At 64.0% G+C, this 21,425-nt stretch carries 20 protein-coding genes and 1 riboswitch; of the genes, 9 read left to right on the top strand and 11 right to left on the bottom strand.

Annotation, left to right across the window (positions count from 1 at the left end):
• Position 1 precedes the first annotated feature (1 nt).
• Genes NKI18_RS11140 through NKI18_RS11165 form a run of 6 tightly spaced genes read left to right on the top strand, consistent with a single transcriptional unit; the run spans position 2 to position 7,326 of the window.
• The gene (locus NKI18_RS11140; RefSeq protein WP_352502996.1) at positions 2-1,120 is read left to right on the top strand and encodes an ABC transporter ATP-binding protein; all 1,119 of its coding nucleotides are present in this window, start codon (positions 2-4) and stop codon (positions 1,118-1,120) included.
• Positions 1,117-2,241 carry an ABC transporter ATP-binding protein gene (locus tag NKI18_RS11145; protein WP_352615054.1) on the top strand — a complete coding sequence of 375 codons (1,125 nt, stop codon included), beginning with the start codon at positions 1,117-1,119 and terminating at the stop codon, positions 2,239-2,241. The genes NKI18_RS11140 and NKI18_RS11145 overlap by 4 nt, the downstream gene beginning before the upstream one ends.
• The gene (locus NKI18_RS11150) at positions 2,241-3,803 is read left to right on the top strand and encodes an FGGY-family carbohydrate kinase (RefSeq protein ID WP_353019710.1); all 1,563 of its coding nucleotides are present in this window, start codon (positions 2,241-2,243) and stop codon (positions 3,801-3,803) included. Before NKI18_RS11145 ends, NKI18_RS11150 begins: the two co-directional genes overlap by 1 nt.
• Positions 3,804-3,810: 7 nt before the next feature.
• Positions 3,811-4,851, top strand: coding sequence for a 2-hydroxyacid dehydrogenase (locus NKI18_RS11155; RefSeq protein ID WP_352615058.1), 1,041 nt, complete (start codon positions 3,811-3,813; stop codon positions 4,849-4,851).
• Positions 4,852-4,870: 19 nt separating this feature from the next.
• Positions 4,871-6,388, top strand: a complete 1,518-nt coding sequence (locus NKI18_RS11160) for a glycerol-3-phosphate dehydrogenase (RefSeq protein WP_352615060.1) — start codon at positions 4,871-4,873, stop codon at positions 6,386-6,388.
• On the top strand, positions 6,388-7,326 hold the full coding sequence (locus tag NKI18_RS11165; protein WP_352615304.1) for a sugar phosphate isomerase/epimerase family protein: 939 nt from the start codon (positions 6,388-6,390) through the stop codon (positions 7,324-7,326). Before NKI18_RS11160 ends, NKI18_RS11165 begins: the two co-directional genes overlap by 1 nt.
• Before the next feature lie 47 nt (positions 7,327-7,373).
• Here NKI18_RS11165 and fba read toward each other — a convergent pair whose 3' ends face one another.
• Positions 7,374-8,438 (bottom strand): class II fructose-bisphosphate aldolase, encoded by a 1,065-nt coding sequence (gene fba / locus NKI18_RS11170; protein WP_352615062.1) that lies wholly within the window; start codon positions 8,436-8,438, stop codon positions 7,374-7,376.
• A gap of 256 nt (positions 8,439-8,694) precedes the next feature.
• On the opposite strand from fba, the gene NKI18_RS11175 reads away from it, so the two are divergent.
• From NKI18_RS11175 to derI, 3 genes are read left to right on the top strand one after another with little or no spacing between them, the layout of a single operon-like run.
• On the top strand, positions 8,695-9,459 hold the full coding sequence (locus tag NKI18_RS11175) for a DeoR/GlpR family DNA-binding transcription regulator (RefSeq protein WP_023676017.1): 765 nt from the start codon (positions 8,695-8,697) through the stop codon (positions 9,457-9,459).
• Between the two features lie 10 nt (positions 9,460-9,469).
• On the top strand, positions 9,470-10,228 hold the full coding sequence (locus tag NKI18_RS11180) for a triose-phosphate isomerase (protein ID WP_352615064.1): 759 nt from the start codon (positions 9,470-9,472) through the stop codon (positions 10,226-10,228).
• Between the two features lie 26 nt (positions 10,229-10,254).
• A complete protein-coding gene (gene derI / locus NKI18_RS11185; protein WP_352615066.1) occupies positions 10,255-10,698 on the top strand; it encodes a D-erythrulose-4-phosphate isomerase in 444 nt (147 codons plus the stop codon).
• Here derI and dhaL read toward each other — a convergent pair.
• From dhaL to mtnK, 10 genes are all read right to left on the bottom strand, one after another.
• Positions 10,695-11,333 carry a dihydroxyacetone kinase subunit DhaL gene (gene dhaL, locus NKI18_RS11190; RefSeq protein WP_352615068.1) on the bottom strand — a complete coding sequence of 213 codons (639 nt, stop codon included), beginning with the start codon at positions 11,331-11,333 and terminating at the stop codon, positions 10,695-10,697. The genes derI and dhaL overlap by 4 nt on opposite strands.
• A 9-nt stretch (positions 11,334-11,342) precedes the next feature.
• Positions 11,343-12,350 (bottom strand): dihydroxyacetone kinase subunit DhaK, encoded by a 1,008-nt coding sequence (locus NKI18_RS11195; RefSeq protein ID WP_352569347.1) that lies wholly within the window; start codon positions 12,348-12,350, stop codon positions 11,343-11,345.
• Between the two features lie 66 nt (positions 12,351-12,416).
• Entirely contained in the window at positions 12,417-12,890 is a 474-nt protein-coding gene (locus NKI18_RS11200; RefSeq protein ID WP_352615070.1) for a 6,7-dimethyl-8-ribityllumazine synthase, read from the bottom strand.
• Positions 12,891-12,967: 77 nt separating this feature from the next.
• Positions 12,968-13,114, bottom strand: a riboswitch (FMN riboswitch).
• A 116-nt stretch (positions 13,115-13,230) separates the two neighbouring features.
• The gene (locus NKI18_RS11205; protein WP_352569348.1) at positions 13,231-15,540 is read right to left on the bottom strand and encodes a xanthine dehydrogenase family protein molybdopterin-binding subunit; all 2,310 of its coding nucleotides are present in this window, start codon (positions 15,538-15,540) and stop codon (positions 13,231-13,233) included.
• 98 nt (positions 15,541-15,638) lie between these two features.
• Positions 15,639-16,109 carry a nuclear transport factor 2 family protein gene (locus NKI18_RS11210; protein ID WP_352615074.1) on the bottom strand — a complete coding sequence of 157 codons (471 nt, stop codon included), beginning with the start codon at positions 16,107-16,109 and terminating at the stop codon, positions 15,639-15,641.
• A gap of 71 nt (positions 16,110-16,180) precedes the next feature.
• Positions 16,181-17,167, bottom strand: coding sequence for an FAD binding domain-containing protein (locus NKI18_RS11215; protein WP_352615076.1), 987 nt, complete (start codon positions 17,165-17,167; stop codon positions 16,181-16,183).
• Positions 17,168-17,170: 3 nt separating this feature from the next.
• Positions 17,171-17,830, bottom strand: a complete 660-nt coding sequence (locus tag NKI18_RS11220) for a 2Fe-2S iron-sulfur cluster-binding protein (RefSeq protein WP_352615078.1) — start codon at positions 17,828-17,830, stop codon at positions 17,171-17,173.
• A gap of 130 nt (positions 17,831-17,960) precedes the next feature.
• Positions 17,961-18,845: a helix-turn-helix domain-containing protein gene (locus tag NKI18_RS11225; RefSeq protein ID WP_352615080.1), complete on the bottom strand. Its 885-nt coding sequence runs from the start codon at positions 18,843-18,845 to the stop codon at positions 17,961-17,963.
• 181 nt (positions 18,846-19,026) lie between these two features.
• Positions 19,027-20,121 carry an S-methyl-5-thioribose-1-phosphate isomerase gene (gene mtnA, locus NKI18_RS11230; protein WP_352615082.1) on the bottom strand — a complete coding sequence of 365 codons (1,095 nt, stop codon included), beginning with the start codon at positions 20,119-20,121 and terminating at the stop codon, positions 19,027-19,029.
• Positions 20,118-21,389 carry an S-methyl-5-thioribose kinase gene (gene mtnK / locus NKI18_RS11235; protein ID WP_352615084.1) on the bottom strand — a complete coding sequence of 424 codons (1,272 nt, stop codon included), beginning with the start codon at positions 21,387-21,389 and terminating at the stop codon, positions 20,118-20,120. Before mtnK ends, mtnA begins: the two co-directional genes overlap by 4 nt.
• Positions 21,390-21,425 lie beyond the last annotated feature (36 nt).

Below are 21,425 nucleotides of genomic sequence, written 5' to 3' on the forward strand. Positions count from 1 at the left end.
GATGGCAAGCCTCGAACTGCGAAACATCGTCAAGCGCTATAAAAGCCAGACTGTTCTCGACAATCTGTCGCTAACCGTCGCCGACGGCGAAACGCTGGTCCTGTTCGGGCCGTCCGGCGCCGGCAAGACCGTGCTGCTGCGGCTGGTGGCCGGCGTCATCGACCCCGACGAGGGAAAGATACTCATCGGCGGCGAGGACATGACCGATCTCGACGCCGAGTTCCGCGGCGTCGGCATGGCATTTCAGAACTTCGCGCTGTTCCCGCATATGACGGCGTTCGATAACATTGCGACGCCGCTGCAGGCGAAGCACTCATCGCAAGGCACGATAAAGACCGGCGTCGAGAGCGTCGCCAAGCTGTTGAAAATCGGCCATGTGCTCAGCCACAAGCCACGGGCGCTGTCCAACGGCCAGAAGCAACGCACCGCACTTGCCCGCGCCCTGGTCGGCTCGCCGCCGCTGCTGCTGCTCGATGATCCCTTGCGCAACGTCGATGCCAAATTGCGCTTCGAAATGCGGCTGGAATTGCCAAGACTGCTGGCGGATCGTGGCGCGACCGTCATCTACGTCACCCAGGACTACAAGGAAGCCATGGCGCTCGGCGACCGCATCGCGGTGATGTCGCAGGGCGTCGTCAAACAGCTCGGCACGCCCGAGCAGATCTATCGCGAGCCGGCTAATGTCGAGATTGCCCGGCTGTTCGGCGACCCGACCATCAACCTTCTGGACGTCAAGCCGGCGCGGGACGCCAAGGGCATCTATGTCGGCCTGTCCAACGTCCAGGTCCATCTTGCCGGCGCTCATGAGGCGGCGGTCGGCCGCGACTGCGTGATCGGTTTGCGGCCGGAGGCGCTGGCGTTTGTCGATGAACGCACGCTCGGCGCCATCCCGGTGACGGTCGAGGCTGAGACGCCGCTCAACGAGAAGATCGTCACGCTGGTGCGCACCGTGCGCGGCCGTGAAATTCTGGTTTCGCGTCCTTCCGGGACACCCGGCCAATCCGAGGGCAAGGTCTACATTGCCGTCGACAGTAAAAGCGCCCTTTTGTTCGATCGCACAAGCGGCGAGCGCATCGGCTCGAAAAACGTCGTCAATTTGCGCAGCGGAGAAGCGGCATGAGCCCGACCGCAATCACCATTTCGGGCGTCGACAAGTTCTACGGTCCGATCGACCGTGGCGTACACGCCGTCAAGAACTTGACGATGGAAATCGCCAAGGGCGAGATCGTGGCGCTGCTCGGCTCGTCCGGCTGCGGCAAGACCTCGACATTGCGCATGATCGCAGGCTTCGAAGAGGTCTCGCGCGGTAGCATCTCGGTTGCCGGCCGCAAGGTGCACACGTTGCCACCGGTCAGGCGCAACGTCGCAATGGCCTTCGAGGGTTATTCGCTCTACCCGCCGCTGACCGTGCGCGAGAACATGGCCTTCGCCCTCAAGGCCGCCAGGCTGACGAAGAGTGCGGTCGATGCAAAGGTTGCCAACATCGCCAAGCTGCTCGAGATCGAGGACATTCTCGAGCGCTATCCGAACTCGATCTCCGGCGGCCAGCAGCAGCGCGCCAGCCTCGGCCGGGCGCTGATCCGCGAGGCCGACCTGCATCTGCTGGACGAGCCGATGGGCCAGCTCGAGCCGCAGCTTCGCGCCGTGCTGCGCGGCCGCATCAAGCATTTCATCAAGGAGCGTGGCCTGACCGCGATTCTGGTCACCCACGACCAGACCGAGGCCAATGCGCTGGCCGATCGCATCGCTGTCATGGAGGGCGGCGTGCTGCAGCAGTTCGATACGCCTGACAGGCTCAAGCAGCGGCCGGCAAACCTGTTCACCGGCACCTTCGTTGGCGAGCCGCCGATGAATGTCTTCGAGGCCTATGTCGGCACGGCTGCCGGCAAGATCAGTCTCAAGCTGCCCGACGGGCTCTCGCTCGACTACGACAAGGATGCGTTCAGCGGCCCGGTTCGCGACGAATTGCTCAACCGGCAGCGCGTCGTCATCGGCGTCAGGCCCTATGCGGTCCGCCGCTCGAAGGATGGTGTGCCGGCGACGGTTTCGGCCAATCAATGGCTCGGCGACCAGACCCATATCGCCGCCGATTTCGCCGGCGGTTCGCTGGTCCTGGTCGAACATGACCGAACCCGCTTGGAGCTTGGCGCGCCGATCAAGATCAGCATAGATCCGAAAAACCTTCACGTCTTCGATCAGGCGAGCGGCAATGCCATTTCGCACGGCACGGAGCTTGCTTGATGCAGGATGTGCTGATCGGCATCGACGCCGGCACGTCTGTCATAAAATCCGTCGCCTTTGACACGGCGGGCAGGCAGATCGCGTCCGCCGCGCTGCCCAATAAATACGAGACACTGCCGGGCGGCGGCGCCGAGCAGGACCTGACACGCACCTGGGCCGATACCGCGACGACCTTGCGCGAGCTTGCCGACAAGGTGCCGGATCTCGCCAGCCGGACCATTGCCATCGCCGTGACCGGGCAGGGCGACGGTACCTGGCTGATCGACAAGGATGGCGAGCCGGTTGCCAAGGGCTGGCTGTGGCTCGACGCGCGCGCTGCCGCGGTCGTCGAGGAGATCCGCGCGCGGCCGGAGGACCGGCTGCGCTTCGAAAAGACCGGCAGCGGGCTCGCTGCCTGCCAGCAGGGATCGCAGTTCGTGTTCATGAAGCGCCACATGCCCGCGATGCTTGCCAATGCAGCGACGGCGTTCCACTGCAAGGACTGGCTCTATTTCAAGTTGACCGGCCACCGCGCCACCGACCCGTCCGAGGGCACCTTCACCTTCGGCGACTTCCGCACGCGCGGCTATTGCGATGATGTGCTCGAGGTACTCGGCGTCACCGATCTCCGGCATCTGTTGCCGCCCATCGTCGATGGCACCAGGCAAAGCACCTCGCTGTCGGTGGCAGCAGCCGATGCGACCGGCCTGCTCGCCGGCACACCGGTCGTTCTGGCCTATGTCGATGTCGCCTGCACGGCGCTCGGCGCCGGCCTGTTCGATCGCGAACGCAAGCCGGGATGCTCGATCATCGGCTCCACCGGAATGCATATGCGGCTTGCCGAAACGCCGGACGAGGTTCTGCTCAACGAGGCTGCAACCGGCTACACGATGACGATGCCGGCACCCGGCGTCTTTGCGCAGATGCAGTCGAACATGGCGGCAACGCTCAATATCGACTGGGTCCTTGGCCTCGCCTCCGGCATTCTCGCCTCGCAAGGTATTACGAGGACCAATGGCGAGATGATCGCGCTGGTCGACCAGTGGATATCGTCGTCTGAGCCAGGCTCGCTGCTCTACCAGCCCTATGTCTCGGAGGCCGGCGAGCGCGGGCCGTTCGTCGATGCCAATGCCAGGGCCGGCTTCATCGGCATTTCGTCCAGGCACGGCTATGCCGACATGGTCCGCGCGGTGTTCGAGGGGCTGGCTTTCGCGGCACGCGATTGCTACGCCGCCATGGGGCCACTGCCCAAGGAAATCCGCCTGACCGGCGGAGCGGCCAGGAGCCCGGCTCTGCGCAAGATCCTGGGTGCTGCGGTCGGCGCCGACATTCGCACCAGCGAGCGCGAGGAGGCCGGTGCTGCGGGCGCCGCAATGATTGCTGCGGTCTGCGTCGGCCAGTACGCATCGATGGACGATTGCGTCAGTGAATGGGTCACGCCTTTGCTCCGTGCGGCCGAGCCCAGCGATCGGAAACTTGCCGCTGCCTATGAGGCGATGGCTCCGTCCTACACATTGGCGCATGAGGCGCTGCGGCCGGTCTGGCGTTCGATGGCCGCGTCCAGACAAACTGACGTGAATTGAGAAGAGCATGCCCAAGAAAATTGCGATCATCGGCGACCGCTTCATGCTTCCGGAAGTGTTTCGCGAGAAAATCGAGGCGGCCTGCGGCGACAACCTCGACATCCGCAGCATTGAGACCGCTTGGCCCGATGAGCCCATGCAATTCGGCAATGCCGCGCTTGGTCTGGACAAGGTCAAGGAGTATTTCGGCGATCCCGACGAGGTGGTGGATTTCATCGGCGACGCCGAAATCTTCGTCACCCAGCTTGCGCCGCTCTCCGAAAGCATGATGCAGCGCCTGCCCACGCTCAAGCTGGTTGCGGTCTCGCGCGGCGGACCGATCAACATCGACATGGCCGCCGCCAAGGCCCACGGCATCACCGTGGTCAATGTGCCCGGCCGCAATGCCAGCGCCGTAGCCGAGTTCACCATCGGCGCCATTCTCGCCGAAACGCGGCTGATCCGCGTCGGCCACGAAGCCTTGCGCAAGGGCGAGTGGCGCGGCGATCTCTACCGCGCCGACCGCACCGGCCGCGAGCTCAACGAAATGACCGTCGGCGTCATCGGCTACGGCAATATCGGCACCAGGCTGGTTCGGCTGCTGCGCGCCTTCGGCTGCCGCATCCTGATCTGCGATCCCTATGTGCAATTGAGCGCTGAGGACCGCAATGCCGGCGTCGAGCTGGTTGCGCTGGACGATCTCTTGTCGCGCTCCGATGTGGTCACGCTGCATTCCCGGGTCACCGAGGAGACGCGCGGCCTGATCGGCAAGGACGCCATCGCCCGGATGAAACCCGGCGTAATCTTCGTCAATACCGCGCGCGGACCGCTGGTCGACTACGATGCGCTCTACGAGGCGCTCGTCTCGGGACACATCGGCAGTGCTATGCTGGAGACGTTCGCCGTCGAGCCAGTGCCTGCCGACTGGCCGCTGTTGCAACTGCCGAACGTGACGCTGACGCCGCATATCGCCGGCGCGTCGGTACGCACCGTGACCTACGCGGCCGAGCAGGCGGCCGAGGAAGTGCGCCGCTTCATCGCCGGCCTGCCTCCGGTCAACCCGTGCTGACGACAGGGCATAGAGCGAGATGAGCGGTGAAACCGAAATCGTCGACCTCTTCGTCATCGGCGGCGGCGTCAATGGCGCCGGGATCGCGCGCGATGCGGCAGGCCGGGGCCTGTCGGTCATTCTTTGCGAAAAAGACGATCTCGCCGAGGGCACCAGTTCGCGATCGGGAAAGCTCGTTCATGGCGGTTTGCGCTATCTCGAATATTACGAGTTCCGCTTGGTGCGGGAGGCGCTGATCGAGCGCGAGGTGCTGCTCGAATCCGCGCCGCACATCATCTGGCCGATGCGCTTCGTGCTGCCGCACAGCCCCGATGACCGGCCGGCCTGGCTGGTGCGGCTCGGCCTGTTCCTTTACGACCATCTTGGCGGCCGCAAGCGGCTGCCGGCCACGCGTACGCTCGACCTGCGCACCGCACCCGAAGGCGCGCCGATCAAGGACGCCTTCAAGCGCGGCTTCGAATATTCCGACTGCTGGGTCGACGACGCTCGCCTGGTCGTCATCGACGCGCTCGACGCCGCTGAGCGCGGAGCCAGGATATTCACCCGCACCGCCTGCACAGCCGCCCGTCGCGAAAACGGCCTGTGGTCGGTGGAGATGCGCGACGGTCGAACCGGCGTCAGGACCACAGTCCGGGCACGGGCGCTGATCAACGCCGCCGGACCCTGGGTCAACGACGTCATCAACCGCGTCGCCGGCCAGAATTCCAGGCGCAACGTGCGCCTGGTCAAGGGCAGCCACATCGTTGTGCCGAAATTCTGGGAAGGGCGACAGGCCTATCTCGTCCAAAACAGCGACAAGCGCGTGATCTTCATCAATCCCTACCAGAACGATCTGGCATTGATCGGTACCACCGACATTCCCTATGACGGGCGGCCGGAGGACGTGACCGCCGATGCCAGCGAGATCGATTACCTGATCAAGGCAGTCAATCGCTACTTCAAGCGCCAGCTCGCACGAAGCGACGTCGTCTACTCGTTTTCCGGCGTCAGGCCGCTCTATGACGACAATGCCGACAATCCGAGCGCGGTGACCCGCGATTACATATTCGAACTCGACGCACCGGCTGGGCAGGCGCCGCTGCTTTCGGTCTTCGGCGGCAAGATCACCACCTTCCGCAAATTGGCCGAGCACGCGCTCGACCGTATCGCCCCGTTCTTTCCGAAGATGGGCAAGCCGTGGACCTCGAAAGGGCACCTGCCGGGCGGCGATATCCCCAATGCCGATTTCGAGCAGTTTCTGGGCGACCTCGGCCATGAATTTCCCTGGATGCCGGCATCGCTGGTCAAGCATTACGGCAGGCTCTACGGCACAAGGACGCGCGATCTGGTCGGCGCGGCCACCTCGCTCGCCGAACTGGGCCGGCGCTTCGGCAAGGATTTTTTCGAGCGCGAAGCCAATTACCTGTTCGAGCATGAGTGGGCCGAGACCGCCGCCGATATTCTCGAAAGGCGCACCAAGCACGGCCTGCATCTGTCCGCCGCGGAAAGAACCGCCTTCGAGGACTGGTGCTCGAGCCGGCTGGCAAAGGCCGGCTGATGGCCTTTACGCTTTCGCTCAACACCAATCCGCTGGTCAACCGCTTTGCCGAGCCGGACGACCTGATCGACGCGATCGCCTATCAGATCGGTATCAGGGACGTCCAACTCACCCATGAATTCGTCAATCCCGGCTGGCCGGCGGCGACGATCGCCAAATTCGTCCGCCTGTTCCGCTCCGCGCTCAACCGCACCGGTGTGCGCGTGACCTCCGCGATGACCGGCCCTTACGGCCGGCTCAATCATTTCGGCCATCCCGATGCCGACGTGCGGCGCTACTACGTCGACTGGTTCAAGACCTTTTCAGAAGTTTCGGCCGAGCTCGGCGCCGCGGGCATGGGCACGCAATTCGCGATCTTCACCCACCGGGATTACGACAATCCTGAACGTCGCGCGCGGCTTTTCGACATCGCGCTGGAATGCTGGCGCGAGGTCGCCGAGCATGCCAAAGCAGCCGGCCTGACCTACCTGTTCTGGGAGCCGATGTCGGTCGGCCGCGAATTCGGCCATACGATCGAAAGCTGCCGGGCACTGCAGCGCGAGATCGAAGCGGCCGGCATGGCCGTCCCGCTCAACATGATGGTCGACATCGACCATGGCGACGTGACCTCGAGCAATCCGGCGGACACCGACCCTTATGCCTGGGCCGAAGCCTTTCCCAGGCAATCGCCGATCATCCACGTCAAGCAGTCGTCGATGAACAAGGGCGGCCATTGGCCGTTCACTGCGACCTACAACAACGACGGCCGTATCACGCCGGAAAAGCTCCTTCAGACGGTGCGTCGCGGCGGCGGCGTCGACAACGAGATCTGCCTCGAATTGTCGTTCCGCGAACGCGAACCCGTCGACCACCAGGTCATCGCCATGATCCGCGAGTCGGTCGACTACTGGGCACCATTTATCGAGACCGGCAGGGCCGATCTCTTGCCGCGAGCATGATCGGATGAGCAGGAGCTGAGGCAGCTCCTGCTCAGAACCGGAATACGTCAGCCAAATTTCGGATCGAGGCTTCCGGACTTGTAGCGCTTGGCCATTTCCGACAGCGGCAGCGGCTTGATTTTCGGTGCGTTGCCGGCGGTGCCGAATTGCTCGAAGCGCTCCTTGCACAGCTTCCGCATCGCGGCCATTGCCGGTGTCAGATATTTGCGCGGATCGAATTCGCTCGGGTTCTCGGTCAGCACCTTGCGGATTGCGCCGGTCAGCGCCATGCGGTTGTCGGTATCGATATTGATCTTGCGCACCCCGTGCTTGATGCCGCGCTGGATCTCTTCGACCGGCACGCCCCATGTCGGCTTCATCTGGCCGCCATATTTGTTGATGATCTCCTGCAACTCCACTGGCACCGAGGACGAGCCGTGCATGACGAGATGCATACTCGGCAGACGGCGGTGGATTTCCTCGATGACGTTCATGGCCAGTACAGCGCCGTCCGGCTTGCGGCTGAACTTGTAGGCGCCGTGGCTGGTGCCCATGGCGACGGCCAGCGCATCGACACGGGTGTCGCGCACGAATTGTTCGGCCTGCACCGGGTCGGTCAGCAGCTGGTCGTGGCTGATGACGCCCTCGACGCCATGGCCGTCTTCCTGCTCGCCGCCGCCCATCTCAAGCGATCCAAGCACGCCGATCTCGCCTTCCACCGAGACGCCGCCCCAATGCGCCATGTCGACGACGCGGCGGGTGATGCCGGAATTATAGGCGTAGTCGGCCGGCGTCTTGCCGTCTTCCCTCAGCGATCCGTCCATCATCACGGAGGTGAAGCCGTGCTGGATCGCGGTGACGCAGGTCGCTTCGTTGTTGCCATGGTCGAGATGCATGCAGACCGGGATATCGGGATGGATTTCGACCAGCGCGTCGATCAGCTTGGCCAGCACCACATCGTTGGCGTAGGCTCGCGCGCCGCGGCTCGCCTGCAGGATAACCGGCGATTTGGTCTCCTCGGCTGCCTCCATGATGGCGAGGCCCTGTTCCATATTGTTCATGTTGAAGGCAGGCACGCCATAGCCGTATTCGGCGGCATGATCGAGCAATTGTCTCAGTGTGATGCGAGCCACTCAGTAGTCTCCCGTATCCGGTTTCGAGCCAGTGTTTGCGGGCCGTTCGGTTGTCGTCGAGCCCCTGATGCTTCTGGCCGGATTTCCGCGGCACCGCAACCGCTGGGCGCTCGGCCGGCAGCAATTCTTGTTACAGGACGCGACCAGAAGCGTCATGACATCCCATAGAGATATAACATTATCACAAAAAATTTGGTGGCTTGTGCAACGTTTGCTGTTATATCTCGGAACCGGATTGCACGAGGAAGCCGCGGAAATGAAGAGCGACGGCCGTCGGCAAGGCATCATGGATTTTCTGATGGACATCGGCACCGCCAGTGTCGACGATCTTGCCTCACGCTTCGGCGTGTCAAAGATGACTGTCCACCGCGACCTCGACGAGCTCGAGGAAAGCGGCTTCCTGCGCAAGGTGCGCGGCGGCGCCTCGATCCAGCCGAGCAGCCTTTTCGAGAGCGATTTCCGCTACCGCCAGCGGCTGGCCGGCGACGAGAAGAAGCGCATCGCCGCCGCTGCCGTGACGATGATCGAACCGGGTCAGACGGTGATCATCGACGACGGCTCAACCGCGGGCGGCGTTGCTCGGCATCTTGCCGATCTGCGTCCGCTGACGGTGATCTCGAACAATCTGGCTGTCATCCAGGATTTGGCGGGCGTTGCCGGCATCAACCTGATTGCGCTCGGCGGCCAATACAACAAGAAGTTTCACGGCTTCTTCGGCCTGCTCGCCGAGGACACGCTGAAATCATTGCGCGCCGATGTCGCGTTCCTGTCGTCATCGGCCATCCATGGTGCCTCTGCCTTTCACCAGGATCAGGAAGTGGTCCAGACCAAACGGCTGATGATGGCCGCAGCAGCGCGCAAATATCTGCTGGTCGATCATGGGAAATTCGGCCGCACTGCCTTGCACTTCCTGACAGATCTCAAGGCCTTTGACACGGTCTTCACCGGCCGCGAGCCGCAGCCGCAGATGCGCGCCGCGCTGGATGGTGCCGGCGTTTCGCTGACAGTGATCGCAGAATAGGAGGGCACGTATGGTTTATTGGGTCGGCACCAGCTGGAAAATGAACAAGACGCTCGCCGAGGCGTTGGCTTTCGCCGAGGCGCTGGCGGAGTTCGTCCCCGGTTTCGACGAGCGCATCCAGCCTTTCGTCATCCCGCCCTTCACGGCGATCCGCGAGGTCAAGAAAGCGCTGTCGCCGACGCGCATCAAGGTCGGCGCGCAGAACATGCATTGGGCCGACGCCGGTGCCTGGACCGGCGAGATCTCGCCGGCCATGCTGAAAGACTGCGGGCTCGACATGGTCGAGCTCGGCCACAGCGAACGGCGCGAGCATTTCGGCGAGACCGACAAGGCTGTCGGGCTGAAGACTGCGGCGGCGGTGAAGCACGGTCTCGTGCCACTCGTCTGCGTCGGCGAGACCTTGGCTCAACGCGACAGCGGGCAGGCCGCTGCGGTGCTGGCCTTGCAGGTGCACGGCGCGCTGCAGTTTCTCGAAGGCGCGGCGAAGGCGGCGACGATCCTGTTTGCCTATGAGCCCGTCTGGGCGATCGGCGACAAGGGCGTGCCGGCCAGTTCGGACTATGCCGACAGGCAGCAGGCGCTAATCAAGAAAATCGCACGCGACCTGCTGCCGGTGGTGCCGCCGGTGCTTTATGGCGGCAGCGTCAATCCGCAAAATGCCGCCGAACTGGTCGGCCAGCCCAACATCGACGGCTTGTTCATCGGCCGCTCGGCCTGGCAGGCGGACGGCTATATCGACATCCTCAAGCGCGCCTCGGCGGCGATCTGAATCATCAAACAGGAAGGAAACGGAACATGAAAATTGCCATTGGAGCTGATAGCGCCGGCAAGCCGCTGCTCGACGTCATTGCCGCTCACCTCGCTACCAAGCCCGGCCTCACGGTTAGCGACCTCAGCCAGTCGGGCTACTATGCCGACCTGTCACAGAAGCTCGCGCAGACCATCCTGGACGGCGAAAACGATCGCGGCATCCTGTTTTGCGGCACCGGCATCGGCGTATCCATATCCGCCAACAAGGTGCCCGGCATTCGCGCCGCACTCACCCACGACACCTATTCGGCCGAGCGCGCGGCAAAATCCAACAACGCCCAGATCATCACCATGGGCGCCCGGGTTATCGGCCCGGAACTGGCCAAGTCGATCGTCGATTCATGGCTTGCATCGGAATTCGATGAGAAGGGACCATCGGCCGGCAATGTCCAGGCGATCGACAGGCTCGACGCGGCGAAGCGGGGTTAAGCCAGACTGTTCCACATCGCTCTGATGATCGTCACGGCCGATGCGGCGCCGGGGTCCATATGCCCGAGCGAGCGCTCGCCGAGCCGCGATGAGCGGCCCTTGACGGCGATCATGTCCTTGGTCGCCTCGGCACCTCGTTCAGCCGCTGCAAGTGCAGCCTCCAGGCTCTCGGACAGGCTCTTGCCGGCTTCCTGCGCGGCACCCGCTGCTTGCGCCGCCGGCAGCCAGGCGTCGACCATGGTCTTTTCGCCGAGCTCGGCCTTGCCGCGATCCTGGATGCCTTGCGCCATCGCCCGGAGCATGGCGATGATGTCAGCGTCCTCCAGAATTGCCTTGCCTTTGACGGCGGCGGCACCGCGCATGAAGGCGGTCGCATAGAGCGGGCCTGACGAGGCGCCGACCGCGTTGAGGAAGGATTTCGCCGCAGTGTTGAGCAGCGCCGTCGGCTCGGTCGCCGCGAGGTCGAGTTGCGCTAGTGCATCGCGCGCAGCAGTGAAGCCTAGTGCCATGGCGATGCCATGGTCGGCGTCGCCGATGACGCCGTCGAGTTGGCAGAGCCTGTCCTTGTCGGCGTCGATCGTCGCCGCGATCTCATCGAACATTCTTTTCAAGCCGACTGAATCGATCGAGGTCATGATGCTTTCTCAGCCGGCGCGGAACATGGCGCAGTCGCAAGGATGGTCGAGCATCGCCTGCAACTCGCCGTCGAGATGCATCAGCGTCACCGAGGCGCCGGCCATTTCGAGAGAGGTGCAGTAATTGCCGACCCAGGTCGCGTGGACGGAAACGCCGATCTCGTCGAGCCTCTGCTTGACCCGCCGGTTCATGATGTAGAGTTCCATCAGCGGCGTCGAGCCGAGCGAATTGACCAGAACGGCGACCTTATCGCCGCGCGCCGGCGCCATCTCGTCGAGGACCTTGTCCAGCATTTCGTCGGTGATCTCGTCGGCCGTTTTCAACTTTCCGCGCGCGATGCCTGGCTCGCCATGGATGCCCATGCCGATCTCCATCTCGTCCGGTCCGATCTCGAAATTGGGCCGGCGGGTCTGCGGCAGCGAGCAGGGCGACAGCGCCACGCCCATGGTGAAGGTGTGATCGTTGGCCTTCCTGGCGATACGCTCGCATTCATCGAATGACAGCATCTGGTCGCATGCGGCACCGGCGGCCTTGAAGATGAAGAAATTGCCGGCGACGCCGCGCCGCTTCTGCCTCTGGTCGCGCGGCGCCGAGGCGACATCGTCGGTGGTCAGCACGGTGCGCACCTCGATGTCGTCCATTGCCGCCATTTCGGCGGCCATGTCGAAGTTCATCACGTCGCCGGCATAGTTGCCGTACATGAACAGCACGCCGGCGCCACCGCTGGCCGCCTTGGCGCATTCGAGGATCGGGTCCGGCGGCGGCGAAGCGAAGACATTGCCGATCGCGGCGGCGTCGGCCAGCCCCTTGCCGACGAAGCCGAGGAAGGTCGGCTCATGGCCCGAGCCGCCGCCGATGACAAGGCCGACCTTGTCTGGGCGCGGTCCGTCGCGGGCGATAATGGCGCGCGGACTGCCGTCCGCGCTTCTGAGGTGGCGCGGATGCGCGGCCAGAATACCCTCCAGCATCTCGTCGACGGAGCGATTGCCGTCATTGATGATCTTCTTGGTCTGCACCGGCATCCTCCTGCTTCGTGAGATACTACAGCGCCTTACCGGGATTTCCACCCGGCGGTGGAGGTTTCACGCCGCGATGTGTTCGCGTGCTGCCAGCAGTTGCACACAGGCACTGGCCGCCTCTTTGCCCTTGACCTTGAAATGTTCGAAGAAGAAGCGGTGATGGTCCGCGCTGTCATGGTAGTTGTGCGGCGTCAGCACCGCCGAAAGCACCGGCACGCAAGTCGACAATTGCACATTCATCATGCCGTCGATGACCGCGCTTGCAACAAACTCGTGCCGGTAGATGCCGCCATTGACGACGAACGCGGCGCCGAGGATAGCGGCATAGCGGCCGGTCACGGCAAGCGTCTTTGCATGCAGGGGAATCTCATAAGCGCCAGGCACATCGAAGACATCGACGGCGAAGCGTTTCTCTCCGAGAACCGCCAGTTCCGCCTCGAATGCTTCAACGCATTGGTCGACGATATCGGCATGCCAACGCGCGCGAATGACGGCAACGCGGATCGTTTCATAGTCGTTGTGGGAATGCTGATTCATGGGTCCATCCTTCCGTTTCGAACCAGAATCAGGACGCACGATACGGAGTCCGAACCGCGAAAGCGGACCGTCCTCCATTTCGTTCTCTTCCATCCGGACTGTGACCGTCGGCTCCGGAATCACACCGGATCTGCTGACCCCTCCGGCTAACCGGAAAGCGCTCGCGGGCTTGGGCCGAGACCCTTACCGCCGGTGGGGACTTTCACCCCGCCCTGAGAACATTGACGGCGTTTGTATGGAAGGGCCGGAAAGCGCTGTCAACCACCGGCGTCGTCGTCGATGGCGCAGAAATAGCGATCCGTTTCGACCTGGTCACCGTTGAGGGCGAGGGAGGAGAGCGTCAAATGGCGATCACCGGTAAGGCAGGCAGCACCTTGTCCAAGGTGATGGGAAATTCACGCACTCGCACGCCGGCCGCGTTGTAAACGGCGTTGGCGACAGCAGCCCCCGCACCGCACACGCCGAGCTCGCCGAGACCCTTTGCGCCAAGCGGGTTGGCCTTGTCGTCGTCTTCCTCGAGGAAGGCGACCTCCATATCGGGGACATCGCCATTGACCGGCACATGATACTCGGCAAGATCGTGATTGACGAAATGGCCGTAGCGCGGGTCGAGCACCGTCTGCTCCATCAGCGCTGCACCGATCCCCCAGGTCATGCCGCCGATGATTTGCGAGCGCGCGGTCTTGGCGTTGAGGATACGGCCCGCGCCGATCACAGCCAGCATCCGGCGCATGCGGATTTCACCGGTATCGCAATCGACAGCGACCTCTGCGAAATGCGCGCCATAGGAATGCTGCGAATAGGTCTTGTATGACTGGGTGGTGGCGCCCGCGGCTACGGAGCCTTCGGCTTCGAGCCCGTCGGGAGAGATCCCTCGGATAAGATCGGCCAGGCTCGCCGATCGCTGGCCGACCCTGACCTCGCCGTCGGCAAAGCTTGCCTCGGTGGCGTTCGCGCCGCGCAACGGCGAGGCTTCGTTCGACTGCGCCGCCTCCAAGATCTGTTTCTTGAGGACGTTGCACGCATTATACAAGGCCGAACCCGCGCTTGCTGCGCCCCAGGACCCGCCGGAGCCGGCGGTACGCGGGAAGCGGCTGTCGCCGAGCTCCACCTTGACGGACGAGATCGGCAGGCCGAGGCTCTCGGCGGCAATCTGGGTCAGGATCGTATAGGTGCCGGTCCCAATATCGGTCATGTCGAGCCGCGCCGTCACCCGACCGTCCCGGTCGATCGCAACCCGCGCCGTCGCCGCGCCGATATAGTTCGGACGGATCGCCGCCGCCATGCCGTGGCCGATAAGCTTGCGGCCCTCCCGAGTTCGGCCCGGTGTCGGGTTTCTCCGCTCCCAGCCGAAACGGCGGGCGCCTTCCTCCATGCAGGCGACGAGATTGCGGGTGGAGAACGGCACGCCGCGCTCGGGATCCTGTGCCGGTTCGTTGCGGATCCTGAGTTCGATCGGGTCCAGACCGGCGCGCTCGGCGAGCTCATCCATGGCGCATTCGAAAGCCAGCATGCCGGGCGCTTCGCCGGGAGAGCGCATCCATTCGCCGCGGTTGATGTCCAGCGGAACCAGGCGATGGCGGGTGAGACGGTTCGGCGCCGCGTAGAGCGAGCGCGCAAAAACTGCCGTTTGTTCGCAGTACTCCTCGAAGCTGGACGTTGCGGACCAGACATCGTGTGCGATCCCGGTGAGCCGCCCGTCAGTGTCCGCGCCGAGACGTACCTGTTGGACCATCTCTGCGCGATGACCGGCATTGGCGAACATCTGTTGTCGCGTCAGCGCGATCTTCACGGGGCGCTGCAGCACCTGCGCTGCAAGTGCGGCCAGGATCGTGTCGGCATGGGCAATCAGCTTGGAGCCGAAGCCTCCGCCGATGAAGGGGCTGACGATGCGCACTCGCTCGAGCGGGATGCGAAGCGTGCTGGCGACCCCGGCCCGGAAGTTCGCGAGGGTCTGCGCCGATGTACGGATCGTCAGCTCGTTGCCTGACCAGGCAGCAAGCGTCGCATGCGGCTCCATCGGATTGTGATGTTCGAAGGGGGTCCCGTAAGTGGAATCGATCTTGATCGGCGCCGTCGCAAAGGCGCGCTCGAAGTCGCCGACCACGCTGTCGGTCTCGAAGCCGGCATTGGTCCGCTTTGGCGCGTAGGCGTCGGCGATATATCCCGGTAGATCGTAGAGGCCCGGCTCCTCGTCGTAGCGTACTCTGATGAGGCCCGCAGCAGCGCGTGCAGCCTCGAACGTCTCCGCAACGACCAGCGCGACCGGCTCGTCGTAATACCGTACCCGATCGCTGTTGAGCGCGGGCCGGGGGCGCGTGAAGACCTCCGGCACCGTTGGCGTGACCGTTGGGCCGAAATCCGGCTGGGCCGGCGCATTCCGGTGCGTCATGACGAGCAGCACTGCCGGCGCCCGTTCGGCTTCGGCCGTGTCGATCTCGGCGATGCGGCCCTTGGCGACGGAGGCGCCGAGAATGTAGCCATAGGCTGTACCATCCAGCTCATTCTCGTAAGCGTATGTGGCGCCGCCCGTCACTTTGAGCGGACCGTCGATGCGGTCGATCGGCCGCCCGATGATGCCAACATCGGCACGAGGTTTCACCCTTGAATGGGTGGCGGAGCCGGGCAGTCCGGGTATGGTCTCGTTCATAAGTCACCTAAAGATTTTTCATCTGGAGTTCGGAAGCATCGAGGCCGCGACGACGCCGCTTCCTCGCACCTTTATGTTCGTCGCGCGGCGGCCCGAACTCACGCGGCGATCTCGCCGAAATACTCGCGAAACTCGACCAGCCTCCCTGTTGGGCCGGCTCGCATGAAGATCGCATGCAGGCCAGTGTAGGGCGCGCCACTGATTGTCCCGCTCCCGCGATCGCAGACGATGACCCAGTCGGCGGCGAAGAGCTTGAGATCGACGGTCGATTTCGTGATCCTGTTTCCCTGCGCTTGATGCGCGGCGGTCCAGGCTGCGAGTGCCCGCTTGCCTTCCGGCGGTCCGTGTCGGCCTCGTTGCTCGCCGACAGGGAATTGGAAGGTCATCGTCTCATCGCAACAATCAAGTAATGCCGTCCAGTCGCCAGAGGCCCAGCCGGCAAAGAAGGCGTCTACGGCGGCCTCGAGCCCGTGACGAGCTCCCGGATCGGATGTGGCGCCCCAAGCTGTGGCGGCAGAGACGAGAAGGCCGCCACCCGCGGCGGCAACGGCGCGTCGCGTGAGTTTCATATCGATCTCCCGCTCGGCGCCTGCATCTGGGAACAGCGGTTCGGGGTCGTCGTCTCTGTCATCGCATCACCTCATGCACTCTCGGCGGCAGCAGCGAGCGTGTGCCGCATCGTCCGTTTCGCCAGCGGGATCTTGAAATCATTGCCGCCATGCCCGACGGCTCCGGCGAGCGCGGCTTCGGCCGCGTCGCTAAAGGCACCGTCGGACGCCGCCGCGCCTGCCAGCGCGCGCTCCGCCTCCGCCGCGCGCCAGGGTTTCGCTGCGACGCCGCCCATGGCGATCCGAGCGCTTCGGATACGGTCGCCGCTTTTCTCGACGATTGCTGCCACCGACACCAGCGCGAAGGCGTAGGAAGCACGGTCGCGCACCTTGCGGTAAACCTGTCGGCCGGGCGGTGGTGGCGGCAGGGCAACCGCGACGACTATTTCGCCGTGGCCGAGCACGGTCTCCACCTGGGGCATCGTCTCGGGCAATCGATGGAAATCGCCGATCGGGATCGTGCGGGTCTCGCCGCCGGGCGAGACGGTCTCGATCCTGGCGTCGAGCCCGGACATGGCGACCGCCATGTCAGAAGGATGGACCGCGATGCAGGCTTCGCTCGCGCCGAGTACGGCGTGCATGCGGTTAAAGCCCTGAAGTGCCGCGCAGCCCGAACCCGGCTGGCGCTTGTTGCAGGGCATGTTGCGGTCGTAGAAATAGGGGCAGCGCGTGCGCTGCAGGAGATTGCCGCTGGTCGAGGCCTTGTTGCGTATCTGTCCGGACGCTCCCGCCAGCAGCGCTTGCGTGAGCATCGGATAGCGCGACCTTACCCGCGGGTCGGCGGCGAGATTGCTATTGCGGACCTGGGCGCCGACCCGAAGCCCGCCTTCCGCCGTCTCCTTGATCCGATCAAGCGGCAGCCGGCTGATGTCGACGAGATGCGCTGGGCGCTCGATCTCGAGCTTCATCAGGTCGAGCAGGTTGGTGCCGCCGCTGATGAACTTGGCGTCCGGCCGGGCCGCAACTGCGGCCGCCGCCTGCTCAGCACTCGTCGCACGTTCATAAGTGAAGGACTGCATTGCTCATGCCTCCTCTGCCGCGTCGCGGATTGCAGCGACAATGTTCGGATAGGCGGCGCAACGGCAGATGTTGCCGCTCATCCGCTCGCGGATCTCGGCATCGGTGAGAGCGACGGAAGCCGCTGCCACGTCGGCGCTCGCATGGCTTGGCCAGCCGGCCCGCGCCTCGCCCAGCATGCCAACCGCCGAGCAGATCTGACCTGGCGTACAGTAGCCGCACTGGAAACCGTCGCGGGCGACGAAGGCGGCCTGGACCGGATGCAGCCGGTCACCCTCGGCAAGGCCCTCGACCGTGGTGATCTCGTCGCCTTCATGCATTGCGGCAAGCGTCAGGCAGGAATTGATCCGGCGCCCATCGACGAGCACCGTGCATGCGCCGCACTGGCCGTGGTCGCAGCCCTTCTTCGAGCCGGTGAGGCCGAGATGGTTGCGCAGGGCGTCGAGCAGCGTCGTCCGCGGGTCGAGCTCGATGGCAAGATCCTTCGCGTTGATCCGTAACGACATCGTCATCGTCGGTAGCGGTGAGGACGACGCAGCCGCCGTGGCGGTCTCGGCCGGCTCGGCGTCAACCGGTAGTCCGGTAGCCAGGAGCACCCCGGTCGCAATACCGCCTTCCAATACCATCCGACGCGTCGGCCCGCTTCTGTTGTCCGTTTTGGCCATGCATGATCTCCCAGCCGCAATGAAGCGCAGACGGCAACTTGACCCGAGCGAACCCTCGGGTTCTGTCACCCAACGACACTGGAGGTGGGAGTGCGGGCGGCGGCTTTCTTTCAAGAAACCGGCGGCACTATCAGGATTCTGGAGAAGAATTCACCCGATAGGCACGAGGCGTCATGCCCCTCAGACGTCGGAAGGTCGTGGTGAAGTGGCTCTGGCTTGAGAAGCCGAGCCGAAAGGCAATGACACCGATCGACAAACCCGTTTCGCGCAGCAGCGCCTCCGCTCGCCGCACCCGTTCCTCGATCACATAGGCGTAGGGTGCAAGGCCGGTCGTCGCCTTGAAGCGACGCGCAAAACTGTCGACGGCCATGCCCGCGGCGGCTGCCAGCTCGCTTAGCGAAATGTCGGAATTCATATGCGCATCGATGTAATCCCGAACGCGACCAAGTGCCCGGCGGCTGAGACAGCCGTGACGTACTAACCGCGGTTGCTCCCGGCTCAGGTTGGCCACGCGGAGACTGACGAGCGCGACCAGATGCTCGACATAGGCAGTGTCTGGCTTGTGGCCGAGTGCCATCTCGTCACGAAGCGAACTCAGCAGCGTGGCGACGACCGCGTCTTTCTTGTTTACCAGTATAGGCAGGTTCCTCAGGCGTTCGCATCCGGGAAGCCCGATATCGGGATCGATCCACAGGGCTGAATAGGAGAGGTTTACATCGCGATAGAAGCCCTGTCGTTCCGCGCCTGCCGGGACGAAGGTGAGGGCTCCGGGACGGTCCATTCCGTCGTAAAGGGATCGTGCCTCGTGCCGGATGGATGTATGGGACGTGCCGCCTTCTTCGGTCAGCACGATCAGATGATGAGGGGCTGTCCAGCGGAGCTCCGCCTCCCGGCACGCCCACCGCCGGTTGTCGAAGACGATCGAGGAGCTGACCCATGACGCGGTTTGCAGGGGCTCCGACTTCTCGTCCTGGCTCCGAACCCGTCCGTCACCAAGCAACGGTCTGAATGACATCGCGGTATCCCGCTGGTTCACTCGCCGAGCCGTGGGCAACCCCGGCTTCGAGCGTTGGGCGCCGCCCCGCCGCTACGCATACGGCCGTCCATGTGGGACAGGCAACGGGCGTTTTTAACCGTGCCGTGTTCAAGAATTCGTGAGATCAGGCAAATCCGGAGCGCCCTCTCGGCAAAGCGGATCATCCGCGCTCGGGAAACATCGCCCTCAGGCCTTCGCGCGAGGCCGTAGCGACACCGCGTTCGGTGATCAAGCCGGTGACCAGCCGCGCCGGCGTCACGTCGAAGGCCGGATTGGCCGCCGGCGTGGCTTCCGGCGATACGCGGACCTGGGCGATCTCGCCGGAAGCGGTCTTGCCCCAGACCAGTGAGACCTCGTCGGGCGAGCGCTGTTCGATCGGGATGTCTGTCAGCCCGTCGCCCACAGTCCAGTCGATCGTCGGCGACGGCAGCGCGACATAGAACGGCACGTCGTTGTCGTCGGCGGCGAGCGCCTTGAGATAGGTACCGATCTTATTGCAGACATCGCCGTCGGCGGTGGTCCTGTCGGTGCCGACGACGACCATGTCGATCTGGCCGCGCTGCATCAGATGGCCGCCGGCATTGTCGACGATCAGCGTATGCGGCACGCCGTGGCCGGCCATCTCCCAGGCGGTCAATTGGGCACCCTGGTTGCGGGGTCGTGTTTCGTCGACATAGACATGGACTGGAATGCCGGCTTCCGTCGCCAGATAGATCGGCGCGGTGGCGGTGCCGTAGTCGACCGTGGCCAGCCAGCCGGCGTTGCAGTGGGTCAGGATATTGACCGGTTCGCCCGGCTGCTTGCGCGCCGCGATCGCCTTGATGATTTCGAGCCCATGGGCGCCGATGGCGCGGTTGAGGCCGACATCCTCGTCGGCGATCTCGCCGGCACGCCGATAGGCAGCCGCGGCACGTTCTGCCAGGGGAAGCGTCAGCAGGAAGCGCTGCATTTCGTTCAGCGCCCAGCGCAAATTGATCGCCGTCGGGCGCGTTTCGTGCAAGGTTGCCCAGACGGCGTCGAGTGCTGCATCCGACGGATCGTCGGCCATCTGCATGGCGACGCCATAGGCCGCGGTGACGCCGATCAGCGGCGCCCCGCGCACCCACATGTCGCGGATTGCCGTGGCGATGCCGGCGACGGTATCGATCTTTTCGATGCGGAAATCATGCGGCAGCCAGCGCTGGTCGATGATCTCCACCGAACGCCCGTCGTCACTCGGCCAGATGGTGCGGTAGTGGCGGTCGCCGACGTTCAAATCCTGCTCTCCCGTTCGATCAGCGCGGCCAACCGGTTGACCTCGTCGATGCTGTGGATCTGGCGCCGGTTGACGGCGAGGTGACGGCCGAATTTCAGCGCCTTTGCCTCACATCTGGCGCGCAGATCCGGATCGGCAATGGTCTCGAAATCGGCATTGTGGGCAAGGCCGAGAATTCGCCGGTGAACCTCGACGCCGGCAAAGCCGAGCAGATCGGTCCAGATCGAATGCAGCATGTGGTCTAGCGCCTGCTCGGCGCCAAGCCTGTCGCCCTGATCTTCGAACAGGGTCTTCTGGTAGAGCATGCCGGTACGCTCGGTTCGCCACAGATGCGAGAACTCGGCGCGAAACACCGACCATGTCTCGACCGTAACGCCGAGCAGATAGTCACGCATGGCGTCGCGGCTTCCGTCCTGTTCATGGCCGCGCTGCGAGAAGAACGCCATCCAGAAATTGGCGAGCAGCATGCCGACGTCGAAGGCGATCGGCCCGTAGAAGGCGAACTCGGGGTCGATCATCCGCGTTTCGGTGTCGGTGACCATGATCGAGCCGGAATGCAGGTCGCCATGCAGCAGCGTCTCGGCATTGGCAGCGAAGATGTGCTTCATGCGCTGCGCCTCGACCTTGAGGTCGCGGTCGGCGCGCAGCTCGGCGACAATGCCATCGAGCTGCGGGCTGGTGTGCCGGTTCATCTTGGCATCGAAATACGGATCCGAGAAAACCAGGTTCTCGGTGATGTCGCAGAGTTCGACATTGTCGGCGAACAGTGCCAGATCGGCCTTGCGGTCCTTGGTCGCCATATGCAGGTCGGAGCCGCGAAACAACGTGCGGGCCATGAACAAGCCGATGTCTGTCGCGATGTTGGGCAATTGCCGGCCTTCGATCAGCGCCCGCCGCAGGATAATGTGCGGCGACAGATACTCCATGATGATCAGCGCCTGGCCTTCGTCGAAGTGATAGATATCGGGCACCGAACCCGGCGCCCGCGCCTGTTGCCGCGTCAGCGCATGGTATTCGAAGAAGGAGCGTTTTAGCGGCAGCGGCCAGCTGTCGCCGACCAGCCGGACGTAGGGCAGGGCCTGCTTGACGACGGCTGCACCCTCAGCACCCTCGACGATGAACACCAGGTTCAGATTGCCGTCGCCGACTTCACGAACCTTCCACTGGCTCGTATCCTTGCCGATCTGCGAACACAGGGGCTCGTTGGCACCGAGACGGCCCGCCAGTGTCTCGACCGACAGTGCTTCGAACGGCGATTTCCCAGTCATCCTCACCTCCCGCTCATGTGCTCCGATGATAGCGGA

The sequence above is a fragment of the Mesorhizobium sp. M0800 genome (assembly GCF_040320095.1).
Classification (GTDB): Bacteria; Pseudomonadota; Alphaproteobacteria; order Rhizobiales; family Rhizobiaceae; genus Mesorhizobium.